Raw genomic sequence first — 14,394 nt, forward strand, 5'->3', positions numbered from 1 at the left:
GCGGCTTGCACGAAAAACCGGGACGGGAAGACCCGGCCGGTTGTGCTTGCGATTCTGGTATCAGGCTAGGAGGGCCTTATAGGGAAGAGTTTTGGGAGATGTAACCCCGAAAATGAGGCTAGGCAGTAGGGATTAGGCAGTAGGGATCAGGCAGTGGGGATTAGGCAGGAGCGAGGTTAAGGCGCCTATGCCCATTCCCTACTGCCTGACACCTAATCCCCCAGCGCGAGCTGATCCGTAATCTCAAACCGCTCGGATACCCCGACGCGGATCATGTTGAGGCTGCCTTCCCTTGTGAAGCGGAAGTCCTTGCCCAAATCCGAGCCGGCCGGCATGCCGGCAGAGAAGGAAATAACGCGCGTGCCGCCGTCGGGCCAGGTGACGGTTATATCGGCCTTGTCGGTGCCCTTGTGCGCGATGTTGACGGCGCAGCGGGTCATCGGCTGGCCGACATAGCGGGCGCAGGGGATCTCGGCGGTGGCGCCGAGGGCGGGCGGGGGTTCCAGCCGTGCAACGGTTTGCGTAGCGGTCGCAGCTTTGGCCTGGTCTGGCCGTGGCGTCGGGGATAGTACCCCCGGCGCCGACGCTGTATCCGGCGCTGCTCCCGCAGACGCGGCGGCGGCGAGTTCCGGCGTCCCTGTGGCCTCCGTTGCCGGAGCCTCTGTGGCAGGGATTTCATCCGTCGGCGGACTTTCATTCGCTGCGAAGGCAAGGCCGTAAGCATCCTGCATGGCGGTCCTGCCGATCTCGGCGGCGGACTTCGGCGCGCCCGGATCCGTGCCGCCAAGGCGCTCCGTCAGGTCGAGTGGGGCCGGCGCGGGTGCAGCCGGGGTGGGTGGAGCCTGAGTGGGTGCAGCCGGAGCGGCAGAGGCGGCAGGTGCAGTTGCTGGGGGTGTTGCGGCCACGTCGGCCGGCTGCGTCGACATGTCGGGCGCGAGCGTCGGGCCGCCCGCTTCAGCGCTGGCGGTCACCTGGGGCGGCGCGGCGTCAACTTCGACCACGGTCGGGTTGTCGGGGATAAGATAGCGCGCGGGCGCCCAGCCTTTGACCAGTGGATTGTCGATCTCCTCGACCTTGCACCAGCGGTGGCCGTCCACTTCGCTGCAGCCGAAATTCCTGACGCTCGAGCCGATCGGCAGGCGCGCCTGGGTTCTGCCGACCGGCGACGGCGTGGCGCGGATGTTGAGGAGATCGCCTGGGCCGAGCTCGGTCACTATGGAAACGATGTCGGCAGGCGCGTCCTCGGCATTCGCCGGCATGCTCACCAGCAACGGGCCTATGAGCAACAGCCCCATGAGCAACGGGGCCCGCAGGAGCGGAGCGCCAGTCAGTCGATGCAAAATGGTTCGGATTGTGCGCCTCATCATTGGCCGTGCGCCGATTACCCTTGCGGCAGCAGTCCTGCCGTATGCCAAGGCGGTTTTATAAGGGACGATACGCGGCCATGTAAGTCTGAAAATGCGTCCGATGTTTGGTGCCGCGAGGCGGAAGCAGGGCGCAGCCATGCGGTCAAGCGGAGCCTTGCCAAGAGGGTTTGGGCATGAAGCCGGTCCTCAGCGCATGCGCCCATTCCGGTCGGCCCGCCTGTGCGGCCTGTCTCGCCGCCGCTTCGTGGTCGTAGTCGACGGCGATGGTCTCAAAACGGTCGGGTTCTTCGCCATCCAAGGTGAGGATGCCGTAGCGCGCATGCGGGCTGCCTTGCTCCGAAACGTGCGCCGGGGGCGTGTCGTCGTCATAGGCGGGGGCGCCGACGCTGCCGGGATTGAAGAGGATGGGGCCGCCGGGGATACGGACCAGTTCCGCGCGGTGGCTGTGGCCGCACAGCACGATGCGGCAGGCCGGGTCCAGCGCCTGCAACCGCCGCTGAATAGCGGCAAGCGGCGCGCGCACCAGTTGGCCATCGACGATCGCGTCGAGCAGGTATTTCTCGTCATGGTCGGGCCGCGCATGGAAAGCGACCACGCCGGGAACAATCTCCAGCGTGAAGGGCAGGGCGAGCAGGGCTTCGCGCTGCGTCTCCGTCAGCCGCTCCTGGGCGTAGCGGTCTGAAGCCCACATCGTATCGTCGGCCGGATCGACCGCGACGCGGCGGTCATGGTTGCCGCGCACCGTCGGCAGGTCGAGCGCTTCGAGCCGCTCGAACGTCTCGCGCGGCCACAGTGGGCCGGAGACGCAATCGCCCAGGTTGACGGTGAGATCGGCGCCGCCGCGCCGCGCCAGATCGGCGAGGACGGCATCCAGCGCCAGCACATTGCCATGGATATCGGCGAGAACGGCAATGCGCATGCGAGGGCTCCCTTGATGCAGCCCGTTGAGGCTTGCGGCCCGGCTTCCTATCAAGCCGCTGCCTTCATTATCAAGCCCTTGAGGCCGTTCGAGACAGCCGGGAGCTGGCTATCGCGGAAGCACTCCATCTGCTAGCGTCCATGACGTTCCAGAGTTCATCCGGGGGAGGACAGGCGATGACCCGCGACCAGATGGTTGCCCACCTCCGCGCCGCCAATGACGTCGCGCGCGAGACTGCCGCGCATGGGCACCATCCTTTCGGCTGCGTGCTCGTCGGCCCCGACGATCGCATCCTGATGCGGCAAGGAAACATCAACACCGTGCGCCACGCCGAAACCGAGCTCTCCCGGCGTGCCGCCGACGCCTATCCGCCGGAATTCCTCTGGTCCTGCACGCTGGTCACAACCGGCGAGCCCTGTGCGATGTGCACGGGAACGCTGTACTGGGCCAATATCGGCCGGCTGGTCTACGGCTTCGAGGAGACCAAGCTTCTCGCGCTGACTGGCAACCACGCCGAGAATCCGACGATGAACCTCTCGTCGCGCACGGTCCTCGGCTCCGGGCAGAAGCCGGTCGAGGTCCACGGACCCTTCCCCGAGATGGACGAAGAGCTCCTCGCCCCGCATATCGGTTTTTGGCAGCGCTAGGACCTTGACTTCTAAACCGGTTAGGCCGGCATTTCGATGTCGTGGCCGCCGACGATGGGCAGAGCCGGATCATCTCCGGCCGCCGCAATCACGCTGTCGAGCAGGCCGGGGAAGCGGGCGTCGAGGTCGGCGCGGCGCAGCGTGATCATCCGGTTGGTGCCGGCCACTTCGGCGCGGGTGACGCCGGCCTCGCGCAGTTTGGCCAGGTGATAGCTGAGATTGGTCTTGGAGCCGAGGTCGAGGAACCGGCTGCAGTTCAGCGGCACGCCTTCCTTGCTGGCGAGATAGCGCACGATGGCGAGCCGGGTCGGGTCGCCAAGCACGCCGAGCACAACCGGCAGGCTGATCTGGTCTGTATTGGGGTGCGGCAAAGTCATGGCCCGAAACTAAGCACAGTCGGTGGCGATTTCAACGCGTCCATGTTTCGCGGGCATGCACAGTCCGCTTCGCGATTGGCCCAATGGCTGTCCTGACACAGGGCTGTCAGCAGGCTTCAGCTATTTTCGTCTGGCTTCATTGACATCACGCCCTGTTATGTCCAATTGTTCAATAACTTTTGAACTAAGGACACGCCCTATGGACAAGCGCCTCTTTTGGCTTGCGCTCGGATCGTTCACGATCTCGACCGAAGGCTTCGTCATCTCCAGCCTGCTGCCTGACATCGCCACCGACGCCCGCATTTCCATTCCGCTCGCCGGCACGCTGATCACCGCCTTCGCGCTGGCTTACGCCATCGGCACGCCGATCCTGGCAACGCTGACCGGCGAATGGGACCGGCGCCGCGTCATCTTGTGGACGCTGGCGTTCTTCGTCATCGGCAATGTGGTGGCGGCGCTGAGCTCGTCCTTCGAGCTGCTGCTCATTGCCCGCATCATCATGGCGCTGTCGTCAGGCCTGTTTGCCGCTACCGCTCAAGGCACGGCGGTGGCGCTGGTCGATGACCACCACCGGGCGCGGGCCATTGCCGTCGTCGTCGGCGGAACCACGGTGGCGGTTGCGCTCGGTGCACCGCTCGGCGCGCTGGTTGCCACGATAGCCGGCTGGCGCGGGACCTTCTTTGCCATTGCCGGGCTCGGCGCGCTGGTCGGCGCCATCCTGTGGTACCGGCTGCCGCGCGGCATTGTCGGTACCAAGCTGCCGCTCAGGTGGCGGCTGGCTGCGGCGCTGCGCCCCGGCGTCATGCCGATCCTGCTGACCACCGCTCTTGCCCTGATCGGCGCCTTCTCGGTGTTTTCCTATATCGCGCCACTGGCCATCCAGAGCGGCGGCCTCAGCCCGATTGCGCTGCCCGGCATGCTGCTCGCCTTCGGTGTCGGCGCCGTCATCGGCAACATAGCCGGCGGCCAGGCGGCCGACCGTTTTGGTGCGACGCGCACCGTCGGCTGGTCTCTGGCGCTGAGCGCCGTCATGCTGGTGATGCTCTCGGTCATCCCGACCTTCCTGCCGCAGCATCTCGCCGGGCCGGCATTGATGGCCATGATGGTGCCGTGGGGCATGGTCGGCTGGGCATTTCCGCCGGCGCAGGCCAGCCGCATCATCAAGCTGGCGCCCGACGCCGCCCCGATCGTGCTGTCGCTCAACGCTTCGGCCCTCTATCTCGGCGTGGCGCTGGGTGCTGTGGTCGGCGGCGCCGTGCTGCGCTACGGCGTGCCGGCCGATCTCGGCCTGGTCGCCGCCATCTTCCCGCTGATCGGGCTTGGCGTGGTGCTGGCCGGCCGCTGGGCGGCCCGGCCGGTCGCCATGCCGGCCGAATAGATCTTTGCAAAGGACCGGCGGCCGCTCTTTCAGCTTGAAGGGGCGGCCGCCGGCACGTCGTACTCCAGCGCCGCGACTTCATCCAGCATAGCGCGCAGATCTGCCGCTCGCTGCTGGCCGACCAGCGCCTCGAAGCGCTGCTGGGCAATGGTCCACAATTTCGTCGTCTCCTCGAGCTTGGCCTGGCCTTGCGGCGTCAGCCGCACCCGCTTGACGCGGCGGTCGTCCTTGTCGGCGAAGGTGTCGACATAGCCGTCGCGGATCAGCGGCTTCAGCGTATGGCCGAGCGCCGACAGGTCCATGACCATCGCTTCGGCTATCGTGCCCATCGCCGGCTCGTTGCTGACATGGATCTGGTAGAGCAGGCCGTACTGTGTGCCCTTCAGACCCGAAGGCGAGATTACATCGTCATAGAAGCGGCCGAGCTTGCGCGCGGCGCGCCGCAGCGTGGCGTTGTTGCAAAGGCTGAATCCCGGCAGCGCGGTCTTGCTCATCACGACTCCTTGCCGGCAAAACCGCTGCCGGCCTGTCGCAGAAATAGTTTCTGCCGCCTCCGTTGACAAGATGGTGGTATATGCCTACTTCCCGGAAAGTGGTATATGCCACTAATTGGAGATCAGGGCGGGACGAGGGTTCATCGACCTGTCTCGCCGGGCAGAAAAAAGGAACAGGACAATGAGTGGACAGGACAACAAGGGTACCGCAGTCGTCACCGGCGCATCGGCCGGCATCGGCGCGGTCTATGCCGACCGGCTGGCCGGGCAAGGCTACGATCTGGTGCTGGTGGCGCGGCGCGCCGACCGGCTGGAGGAACTGGCTGAAAAGCTGCGATATGCTTACAAGCGCAAGGTCAGCGTGATATCAGCCGATCTTGCCGACGACAATGATGTGCGCCGCGTCGAGCAGGCGATCGCAGCCGACGACAGCGTCACGCTGCTGGTCAACAATGCCGGCATTGGCGGCCAGGCCGTGGTGGCAACGGCCGACGCCGACGAGGCCGAGCGCATGATCAAGGTCAACGTCATCGCCTTGACCCGCCTGACCCGCGCCGTTCTGCCGGGGCTTCTTGCGCGCAACCGCGGCGCCATCGTCAACATCGCCTCCGTGCTCGCCTATGATACCTCGTTCGGCGGCATCTACAGCGGCACCAAGGCCTATGTCGTCAACTTCACCGAGGCCCTGCACCGCGAAGTCGCCGGCACCAATGTGAAGGTGCAGGCGGTGCTGCCGGGCGCGACCCGCACCGATTTCTGGGAGCTCGCCGGTGGCGATATCGACAATCTGCCGAAGGAGATCATCATGTCCGCCGATGATATGGTCGATGCCGCGCTTGTGGGCCTATCCAGGGGCGAAGCCGTCACCGTGCCGGCACTTGCCGACACAGCCAAGCTGGACACGTTCCTCGGCGCAAGGCAAGTCTTCTACGGCAGCCTGCACGCCGACAAGCCGGCTGCCCGCTACGCGGCCTGAGAGTAGCTGGTTCGCTTCGCGAACCAGGACCCCCACCCCGCTCACTTCGTTCGCGACCCTCCCCACAAGGGGGAGGGTAAAGTGCGCGCTCCCTACCTCTCCCTTGTGGGGAGGTCGGACCGCAGGTCCGGGTGAGGTACTGGCGCCGACCTCTGCGTTTACGCTCCCCGCCACATCGGAATGATCGACGCAGCCAGCACCAGCGCCAGCACGATGTTGAGCGCGCGCCATTGCCATTCGGTCTTGAGCAGCCGTGCCAGCACCATGCCCGCGACGCACCAGATCGACAGCGAGATGGCTGCGGTAAAGCCGAAGGTCGAGCCGAGCAGCAGCGCGAGTTGTCCCGGACCGTCGGCAAGGGCTGCGAACGAGGCCGCCGCACCCAGTCCCATCGCCCAGCCCTTCGGGTTCATCCATTGAATGCCGGCGCCGCCCAAGAAGCTGTTGGGTTTTGCCATCGCCACATCGAGATCAGGCGGCCCGGCGCGGCCGATCTTGATTGCCAGCCAGATGAGATAGAGCGAGCCGATGATTTTCATCGCCAGTTGCAGCGACGGCATGGCCAGCAGCAGACCGGCGAGCCCGGCGGCGGCAACACCGGTCACGGTGGCGAGGCCGGCGGCGCTGCCGACCAATAGGGGAACGGAACGGCGAAAACCGAACTGCGCACCTGAAGCAGTCGACAGGGTGGTGGCGATGCCGGGCGTGACGGTGGCCACGAAGGCAAACAGGATGAGCGGAAAGATGGGCTGCAACATGAGGCGTCCTCCATCGAAGGCCCTACGGTAGACTTCTGCATACTTCAGTAAATGCAATGTTTGCGATGGTTGGCATTAGCAGATATAATGCCAACCATGATCCGTAACCTCGACACAGCGCTGATCCGCACCTTCGTCACTGTCGCCGACAAGGCCAGCATGACGGCGGCGGCGAACGCGCTGCATCTGACGCAAGGCGCCGTCAGCCAGCAGATCAAAAGGCTGGAGGAGGCGCTGGGCTGCAGCCTGTTCGAGCGCGACCGGCGTGGCTTGCGGCTGACGCGGCCCGGCGAGCGGCTGTTCGGCAAGGGCAAACGGTTGCTTGGCCTCAATGACGAGATCTGGGCCGAGATGGCGGGCACCGAGGTCGCCGGCCAGGTGCGGCTCGGTGTTCCCTATGACCTTGTCGGCACCTTGCTGGCGCCGGTGCTGAAAGCCTATGCCGAGACCTATCCGAAGATCGAGATATCCCTACTCTGCGCCGCCTCGCCGGATCTTGCCGCGGCCCTTGCGGCCGGCACCATCGATCTTGCCGTCATCGAGGAACGGGTTGGCCCGTCGGCCGGCGAATGCCTGGCCATTGACCGGCTGGTCTGGGTCGGGGCCAAGGGCGGAGTCGCCCGTGCCAAGCGGCCGCTGCCGGTGTCGATCGTCGCCGACACCTGCGCCTTCCGCCCGGTGGTGCTGTCGGCGCTGAACGAGCACGGGCTGGAATGGCGCACCGTGTTCGAGAACGGCAACATCGACGCCACGACCGCGACGGTGCGCTCCGACCTTGCCGTCACCGCCTGGCTGGCCTCCACCGTTCCCGCCGACCTCGACATCCTGCCTTTCGATGCCGGGCTGCCGCCGCTGCCGAATTTTTCCATCAATCTGCATTTGCCGAGGTTTGGCGCGGCGCCTGCCGCGCAGGAGTTCGCGCGGTATATCAGGGATGGGCTGGAACGGCGGGCTGTGGCGGCTTAACAGAACTTGGATTTGCTCCCCCCCGTCGATCGGGGGAGAGGTGTCGAGCGAAGCTCGACGGAGTGGGGGTCGCCCTTTAACTCGGTGCGGGAAGATTCTTGCGCCGTGGTGGTTCCCCCACTCCGTCGCTGCTTCGCAGCGCCACTTCTCCCCCCTCCGGAGGGAGAGGAAAGGTGCCAAGCCTGTCCCTGTCACTTCCAGTTCTTACGCCGCTCGAGCTCGGCCTCTGACGGCTCTTGCGTGGCGAACGACCCGACCTTGACCTCACCCCCGCGTTCGTAGGTCGCCATCATGACGCCGGTGGTGGTAGCCTGCGACTTGACCAGCTTGAAAGCGGCGGGCATCGCACCACCATCGAACAGCCGCTTGCCCTTGCCCAGCAGCAGCGGGAAGATCATCAACCGGATCTCGTCGATCAGACCGTTGGCGAGCAAAGTCTGGATCAGCTCGCTCGAACCCTGGATGAGCAGGTCAGCTCCATCTTCCTTCTTGAGGTTGCGCAACGTGGCGACGATATCGTCCCCAAGCCATTGCGTGTTCTCCCAGGTCAGGCTGTCCGGCCGATGCGTGGCCACATATTTGGTCGCAGGGTTGAAGACGTCTCCGATCGGATCTTTCTGGTAAGGCCAGTACGCGGCGAAGATGTCGTAGGTTCTGCGGCCGAGCAGCAGGGCGAAGGGTTTGGAGAACAATTCCTCCATGGCCACCCCCGCCACCTCGTCGAAGTAGTGGAACGTCCAGCCGCCGAATTCGAAGCCGCCAACCGGGTCTTCTTCCGGGCCGCCTGGCGCCTGCATGACGCCGTCGAGGCTGACGAAGGTGGAAGCGATGATCTTTCGCATTGGATTTTCCTTTTCCAGGATCCGCGCCGTCAGGGCCGGATTTCGATCTAAGGACGGACAGGCCGGCGGCCGCCCGACAGGCGTTGGCAGAAAAACGCTGCCGGCCGACAAGGGTACCTACCGCCGTCGCCCGCCGCCAAGCGCCTGCGACGAAAACCAGACGTCGCCGATGATGGCGGTGGCGGTCCGGTCCGGCGCCCTGTCTGATCTCAGCCAGATCGAACGGCTGCGCGCGGCCTTCTGGAGGTCGGGGATTTTGGCCGCCGAACCGGCGACCGAGGCGCCGACGCAGGGGATGAACCACGAGCGCATGAAGGGGTCGCAGGCAAAACCTTGTTTGGTGCGGGTCACCATCACGGCCAGGCCGACGCCCTGGGACGGGCGCCAGGGAAAGATCATGCGGCCACCGGGTTTCAGCGCCCTCAGCCAGGCAGCCGGCGGTGCGACGACACCGGCATTGACATAGATGATGTCGGACGGCGGCAGATCGCCGGTGACGGCATCGTCGTGGACGACGCTTACATTGCCGTAGGTCTCGAGATTCTTTGTCGCTCTGGCAGCAAGATCGGCCTCTATTTCGAAGGCGGTCACCGGGCCGGGCGCAACCAGCCGGGCCAGCAAGGCGGTGTAGTAGCCGGTGCCGGCGCCGACATGGGTGACGGCCTCGTCCGGTCTGGGGGCGATCCTGCCGATCCACATGGCGTGCAGGGAGGGTTCGCCATTGTTGATGCCCTTGTCGGCATCGAGCGCCACCAGTACGTCCTGATAGATGTGAACAGGATCGGCGCTCGGCGTCATGATCTTGCCGTTGCCGGTGGTGAGCGCCCTGCCGGCGACGACCGCCCAGGGTCCAGGACCGAGAAAGGCCTCGCGCGGCACGGTGGCGAACGCCTCTTCGAGGCGCGGATCGGCCGAGCCGGCATTGGCCGCCATCAGCTGCGCGTAAAATTTCCTGGCGTCTTCGACACTTGTCATGATGGCCGGTAAGATAGCCGGTTTGTCGCCGTCTTGAGCAATTCCAGGAAAAGTGTGAGGCGGCTTTCCGCCCGGAATTGCGTCAAAACAAGAGATAGAGCAGTTCGCCGTTTCGGCGAAACGGCGAACTGCTCAAGAAGAAACTCAGCCGACGCCGAAGACGGTGTCGTAGAGCAGCTTGAAGTTGAGCACCAGGATGACCGCCGCGACGACCCAGGCGAGGACCGCCACGCCGCGGGGAATGGCAAGGTTGCCCATCTTCTTCTTGTCGGAGACGAACTGCACCAGCGGGATGACTGCGAAGGGCAGCTGCATCGACAGTACCACCTGGCTGAAGACCAGCAACTGGCCGGTGCCCTTTTCGCCATAGAGCGCGGTGACGACCACCACCGGGACGATGGCGATGCCGCGCGTCAGCAGCCGGCGCGCCCATTGCGGAATGCGCAGGCGCAAAAAGCCTTCCATGACGATCTGGCCGGCAAGCGTTGCCGTAACCGTCGAGTTGAGGCCGGAGGCCAGCAGCGCCACCGCAAACAGGATGGAGGCGATGCCGAGGCCAAGCAGTGGCGACAAGAGCTCGAAGGCCTGGCCGATCTCGGCGACATCCTGATGGCCGGTGCCATGGAAGGCCACCGCCGAGACGATCAGGATCGAGGCGTTGACGAACAGCGCCAGGACGAGCGCGATGGTCGAGTCCGTCGTCGCCCATTTAATGGCGTCGCGCTTGCCTTTTTCGGTCCGTTCATAGGCGCGTGTCTGTACGATCGAGGAGTGCAGGTAGAGATTGTGCGGCATCACCGTGGCGCCGATGATGCCGATGGCGATGTAGAGCATCGCCGGATTGGTGACGATCTCCGTCGACGGCACGAACATCGAATGCAGGATCGAGCCGACCGGAGGGGCAGCGGCAAAGATCTGGATGGCGAAACAGCCGAAGATGATGATCAAAAGCGCGATGACGAAGGCTTCGAGATAGCGGAAACCCTTGTTCATCAAGAGCAGCACGATGAAGGCGTCGAGCGCCGTCAGCAACGCGCCGCCGATCAGCGGAATGCCGAACAGAAGCTGCAGCGCGATCGCCGTGCCGATCACCTCGGCGAGGTCGCAGGCGATGATGGCGAGTTCGCAGGCGATCCACAGCACGAAACTGACGGGACGCGGATAATAGGCGCGGCAGGCCTGGGCGAGGTCGCGGCCGGTGGCGATGCCAAGCCGGGCGGCAAGCGCCTGCAGCAGGATCGCCATCAGGTTGGACAGCATGATGATGAACAATAGCGTGTAGCCGAACTGGGCGCCGCCGGCGAGGTCGGTGGCCCAGTTGCCCGGATCCATATAGCCGACCGAGACCATGTAGCCCGGTCCCATGAAGGCGAACAGGCGACGGAACCAGACGCCGGACTGCGGCACCGCGATCGTGGAGTTCACCTCGCGCAGGCTGGGAGGATTGTCCTCCGGTCTGTCAAATCGCCAGGATGATCCCAAGGTAGCGTCAGCTTCGGACATGGAGGGCTTTCCACTGGATGGATCGGTTGACGTCATCCTATCTATGCCAGGGCTCAACATTATGCAATAGGCTATATTTCATTGTATGTGCTTCCTGTTCGCCGACCGGCAGGCCGGCAGGGGATCGCAAACGCCGGTTGCGCCTACCATGGAACGGAAATAAACGGCTGGAACAGTTAAGCCCGTGCTATGAATGGCAAAGGGCGATTGCTTTGCCCAAAGCCGATTCTTGTCAAAGATAGGAAGGAGCGCGTGTTGGCGCTGAAGCACAGACCGGTTGGACGCGAGGAGCCGCTGCCTGACGCCGAGATTCATTCGAAAGGGTTCCGGCAGCAGCGCGAAGCGCGCCGCGGCGCGCTGGTCGAGGATTATGTCGAGCTGATCGCCGACCTGATCGAGGACGGCAATGAGGCGCGTCAGGTCGATATTGCTGCGCGGCTGGGTGTCGCCCAGCCGACGGTGGCCAAGATGCTGACCAGGCTGTGCGCCGACGGGCTCGTTTCCAGAAAACCCTATCGCGGTGTGTTCCTGACCGACGCCGGGCGCAAGGTGGCGGAAGAGAGCCGCATCCGCCACCAGACGGTAGAAGCGTTTTTGCGTTCGCTCGGTGTCAGCGCCGAGACGGCGCGCATCGATGCCGAGGGCATCGAGCATCATGTCAGCGCCGAGACGCTGGAAGCCTTTCGCAAGGCGATGATCGCGCCGCGCTGAGGGGTGCCGGGGCCGCACCACTGGAACCTCCGCACGTCAGGCTCGTTGCTCCTGACGTTGCGCGTGATTGTCGCGCGCCAAGGAGGAAAACATGGGCGTCGAACAGGCACCGACCGCGAAGGGCAAGCAGGCGGCCGAGGGTTTGAGGCAGGCAGCGGCAAAGGACGAACGCAAGACCGAGGTCGAAACCGGCCATGCGCTGAAAAAGGGCGCCGCGCGTTTCGAGGAACGCTCCAAAAGCTCGGACGGCAAAAGCGCCGGCACCAAGCAGAAGATCTGAGTTCTGTTCGCAAGCGGCAACCTGCCGCTCATTCCTCGGTGTCCTGCACCCAACTGCGCGGATGGCCGTCGACGCGGAACTGGAATATGAAATAGGGCGGAATGCAGGAGCCCTTGCCAGGCTTGGCTGCGGCCAGATCGTCGTAGCCGGCGGTGCAGATATAGTCCTCGCGGCAGGGATGCGCCTTGTCGCAGGCGCGCAGGCCGGCGGTCTTGGTGAATTCCTTGGTGCAGAATTTGTGGTCCTTGCCCGACGCGATGCAGTCGTTGAAACCGGTCTTGGCGAGGCGGCCGCAAGTCGCCTCGTCGGGAAGCTTGTCGCAGCTTGCCTTGCGCAGCATGCCCCCGGGAAAGCCACCGGTCTTCTGCTCGGGGTTGTCGTAGCGTTGGCGCGCCGCGCCATAGCCGGCGAGCTTGATTACCGGTTTCTTGTCGCGCGCCGGATCGATGGCGCAGGCTTTTGCGGTGGCCGGCGACAGGCGGCAATATTTGTCGCTGCCCCAGCTCGACATCTTAATCTCGCCGAACTCGACGGGGTCGCCGACTGCGGTGGCCGCCTCGCTGACGCAGGTGCCGAAGCCCGGATGGATGTCGCTTTCATGGACGCCGGCGCAGCGCAGGCTTTCGCCGCAGCTCCAGTCCTTGAAGCTGGCATCCTTGCCGCTGTAGCAGATCGAGCCCCAGCCATTGTAGAGATCAGTGCCTTTCAGCGCTTCGGCGAGTTTGGCGTCCGGACGGGCGGCGAAGCCGCGTGAGAAATCCGGATGGCCGCCGGCGGCGAAGTCCTCGACGATGGCGCGGCGGCGAGGCAGGTCGGCGAAGAACACCGCCGAGCCGGGGACGAAGACGGCGTTGCGGCGCGGCTCGCTGGCCGGATCGGCGCCGGTGTAATGGAAGCCGGCAATGCCGTGCGTCTGGTGGCAGCCGGTGCAGGTCATTTCGTTGAGACGCAGATTGAAGCCGGCCACCGATTTCACGCTGCGCAGCTCGTTGCCCTTGGCGACATAGTCCTGCAGTGCCTTGTCGATGTCGGCATCGTCGAGCAGCCCATAGGCGATGTTGTTTTGCGATCTGGCCATGCCGCCGGGTGCGACCGAGACGGCGCTGGTCGCCAGGAATTTGTCGTCGATGACCAGCCGGCCGCGGTCGAGATCGTAGATGTTGCGGTCGGTGAGCAGCCATTTGGCGAAGGCCGGCCGGTCGGCCAGAACCACTTTCCGGTCGATCTGGTTCTCCATCTTCGATTCCTGGAAGGTGGACGTCGTTGGGTCCCATTTGAAAATCTTGAGGAGATATTCGGCGTGGCCACCGAAGTCGCGGCGGCTCGAGGCCGACAGCCGGAGAACCTGCATGTTCAGCTCAAGCCGCATGATCTGCGACGAATTCAGCATGGCGTTGGAGAGCGGCCCTTCGTCGGAGCGCAGCCAGGCTGCCAGTTGCTCGGGCGCAAGGTTCTTCTGGCCGGCGGCGAGCCAGCGCTTGGCGATTTCGGCACAGGAAACGGCGGTGGCGCTTGGACGGTCTCTCGAAGCGCGGGGGCGAGCCTCGCCGGGCCTGGCGTTGAAGACCAGACTCATGGTCAGCGGCAGCCGCGACGAGATGCGTTGCGCTGTCTTTCCCTTCGTGGGCTTCTCCGCCACCGAATAGTGGAAGCGGTAGATCAGCCTGATCTCGCCGCATTCGGTGTGGCCGAGATAGCCGCGGTCCATGCGGTTGACGACGCCGGTCAGGTCGAGCGTCGAGCCGTCATCGTCGATGTATTTCGGGTTGAATTTCTGGCTGGGGTCCTTCGACTTCGCCAGCGCAGCGACATAGGGATCGGGGCTATTGGCAGGCTCGTCGGCGATCTGCTGCTTGACGGCGTTGCGGACAGGGGTCAGCGCGCGCACCGAAAACAGGCCGCGATTGTCGACCTCGCGCGTGAGACCCAGCGCCGGGCCGAGCAGGCGGCTGATCGAGAGGCCGCCACGCTCAAGCGCCTGCAATGTCTCGGGATCGGTCACGGCGACGCTGGAATCGAGCGTCACGGCGCGCGCCGGCAACGGGCCGAGGCATAGCACCACCGCCAGCAGCAGAAATCGACCGATCGTCCGCAAGTCCCGACACCCCCGTTCGAACCGGATGCTACAGCGCGCATGCCGCCTCGACCAGAGTGCGAACGCGATGCCGCTGCCACGAAAAATACTGTGACTTGGCGCAACC

At 64.8% G+C, this 14,394-nt stretch carries 15 protein-coding genes; 6 read left to right on the forward strand and 9 right to left on the reverse strand.

Features of this window, described 5'->3' with window-relative positions; translation table 11 throughout:
- Nucleotides 1-212 precede the first annotated feature (212 nt).
- Both NKK50_RS09455 and NKK50_RS09460 read right to left on the reverse strand, forming a co-directional pair.
- Nucleotides 213-1,265, reverse strand: a complete 1,053-nt coding sequence (locus NKK50_RS09455; RefSeq protein ID WP_502896486.1) for an SH3 domain-containing protein — start codon at nucleotides 1,263-1,265, stop codon at nucleotides 213-215.
- 244 nt (nucleotides 1,266-1,509) lie between these two features.
- Nucleotides 1,510-2,286: a metallophosphoesterase family protein gene (locus NKK50_RS09460; protein WP_352543291.1), complete on the reverse strand. Its 777-nt coding sequence runs from the start codon at nucleotides 2,284-2,286 to the stop codon at nucleotides 1,510-1,512.
- Between the two features lie 176 nt (nucleotides 2,287-2,462).
- Between NKK50_RS09460 and NKK50_RS09465 the strand changes: the two genes are divergently transcribed.
- Complete coding sequence (locus tag NKK50_RS09465; RefSeq protein WP_023691527.1) at nucleotides 2,463-2,933, forward strand: nucleoside deaminase; 471 nt, start codon at nucleotides 2,463-2,465, stop codon at nucleotides 2,931-2,933.
- A gap of 20 nt (nucleotides 2,934-2,953) precedes the next feature.
- Here the strand turns inward: NKK50_RS09465 and NKK50_RS09470 are convergent, their stop codons facing one another.
- A complete protein-coding gene (locus NKK50_RS09470) occupies nucleotides 2,954-3,310 on the reverse strand; it encodes an ArsR/SmtB family transcription factor (RefSeq protein WP_023683780.1) in 357 nt (118 codons plus the stop codon).
- Between the two features lie 199 nt (nucleotides 3,311-3,509).
- Between NKK50_RS09470 and NKK50_RS09475 the strand changes: the two genes are divergently transcribed.
- Nucleotides 3,510-4,688 carry an MFS transporter gene (locus tag NKK50_RS09475; RefSeq protein WP_352543292.1) on the forward strand — a complete coding sequence of 393 codons (1,179 nt, stop codon included), beginning with the start codon at nucleotides 3,510-3,512 and terminating at the stop codon, nucleotides 4,686-4,688.
- Between the two features lie 29 nt (nucleotides 4,689-4,717).
- Here NKK50_RS09475 and NKK50_RS09480 read toward each other — a convergent pair whose 3' ends face one another.
- Nucleotides 4,718-5,182, reverse strand: coding sequence for a MarR family winged helix-turn-helix transcriptional regulator (locus NKK50_RS09480; RefSeq protein ID WP_023689742.1), 465 nt, complete (start codon nucleotides 5,180-5,182; stop codon nucleotides 4,718-4,720).
- 181 nt (nucleotides 5,183-5,363) lie between these two features.
- Between NKK50_RS09480 and NKK50_RS09485 the strand changes: the two genes are divergently transcribed.
- Nucleotides 5,364-6,158 carry an SDR family NAD(P)-dependent oxidoreductase gene (locus tag NKK50_RS09485; RefSeq protein WP_352518259.1) on the forward strand — a complete coding sequence of 265 codons (795 nt, stop codon included), beginning with the start codon at nucleotides 5,364-5,366 and terminating at the stop codon, nucleotides 6,156-6,158.
- A gap of 158 nt (nucleotides 6,159-6,316) precedes the next feature.
- On the opposite strand, the gene NKK50_RS09490 is transcribed toward NKK50_RS09485, so the two are convergent.
- Nucleotides 6,317-6,916 (reverse strand): LysE family translocator, encoded by a 600-nt coding sequence (locus NKK50_RS09490; protein WP_023705850.1) that lies wholly within the window; start codon nucleotides 6,914-6,916, stop codon nucleotides 6,317-6,319.
- An 87-nt stretch (nucleotides 6,917-7,003) separates the two neighbouring features.
- On the opposite strand from NKK50_RS09490, the gene NKK50_RS09495 reads away from it, so the two are divergent.
- Complete coding sequence (locus tag NKK50_RS09495) at nucleotides 7,004-7,882, forward strand: LysR family transcriptional regulator (RefSeq protein ID WP_502896487.1); 879 nt, start codon at nucleotides 7,004-7,006, stop codon at nucleotides 7,880-7,882.
- A gap of 191 nt (nucleotides 7,883-8,073) precedes the next feature.
- Here the strand turns inward: NKK50_RS09495 and NKK50_RS09500 are convergent, their stop codons facing one another.
- From NKK50_RS09500 to NKK50_RS09510, 3 genes are all read right to left on the reverse strand, one after another.
- Entirely contained in the window at nucleotides 8,074-8,724 is a 651-nt protein-coding gene (locus NKK50_RS09500) for a dihydrofolate reductase family protein (protein ID WP_023711197.1), read from the reverse strand.
- Nucleotides 8,725-8,841: 117 nt separating this feature from the next.
- The gene (locus NKK50_RS09505; protein ID WP_352543293.1) at nucleotides 8,842-9,699 is read right to left on the reverse strand and encodes a protein-L-isoaspartate O-methyltransferase family protein; all 858 of its coding nucleotides are present in this window, start codon (nucleotides 9,697-9,699) and stop codon (nucleotides 8,842-8,844) included.
- 144 nt (nucleotides 9,700-9,843) lie between these two features.
- A complete protein-coding gene (locus tag NKK50_RS09510) occupies nucleotides 9,844-11,202 on the reverse strand; it encodes an Nramp family divalent metal transporter (protein WP_023672432.1) in 1,359 nt (452 codons plus the stop codon).
- A 255-nt stretch (nucleotides 11,203-11,457) separates the two neighbouring features.
- On the opposite strand from NKK50_RS09510, the gene mntR reads away from it, so the two are divergent.
- Nucleotides 11,458-11,913 carry a manganese-binding transcriptional regulator MntR gene (gene mntR / locus NKK50_RS09515; RefSeq protein WP_023672433.1) on the forward strand — a complete coding sequence of 152 codons (456 nt, stop codon included), beginning with the start codon at nucleotides 11,458-11,460 and terminating at the stop codon, nucleotides 11,911-11,913.
- Nucleotides 11,914-12,004: 91 nt separating this feature from the next.
- Nucleotides 12,005-12,193: a hypothetical protein gene (locus NKK50_RS09520; RefSeq protein WP_023672434.1), complete on the forward strand. Its 189-nt coding sequence runs from the start codon at nucleotides 12,005-12,007 to the stop codon at nucleotides 12,191-12,193.
- Between the two features lie 28 nt (nucleotides 12,194-12,221).
- On the opposite strand, the gene NKK50_RS09525 is transcribed toward NKK50_RS09520, so the two are convergent.
- Complete coding sequence (locus tag NKK50_RS09525) at nucleotides 12,222-14,288, reverse strand: hypothetical protein (protein ID WP_031203825.1); 2,067 nt, start codon at nucleotides 14,286-14,288, stop codon at nucleotides 12,222-12,224.
- Nucleotides 14,289-14,394 lie beyond the last annotated feature (106 nt).

Source organism: Mesorhizobium sp. M0001 (assembly GCF_040324255.1).
GTDB lineage: Bacteria > Pseudomonadota > Alphaproteobacteria > Rhizobiales > Rhizobiaceae > Mesorhizobium.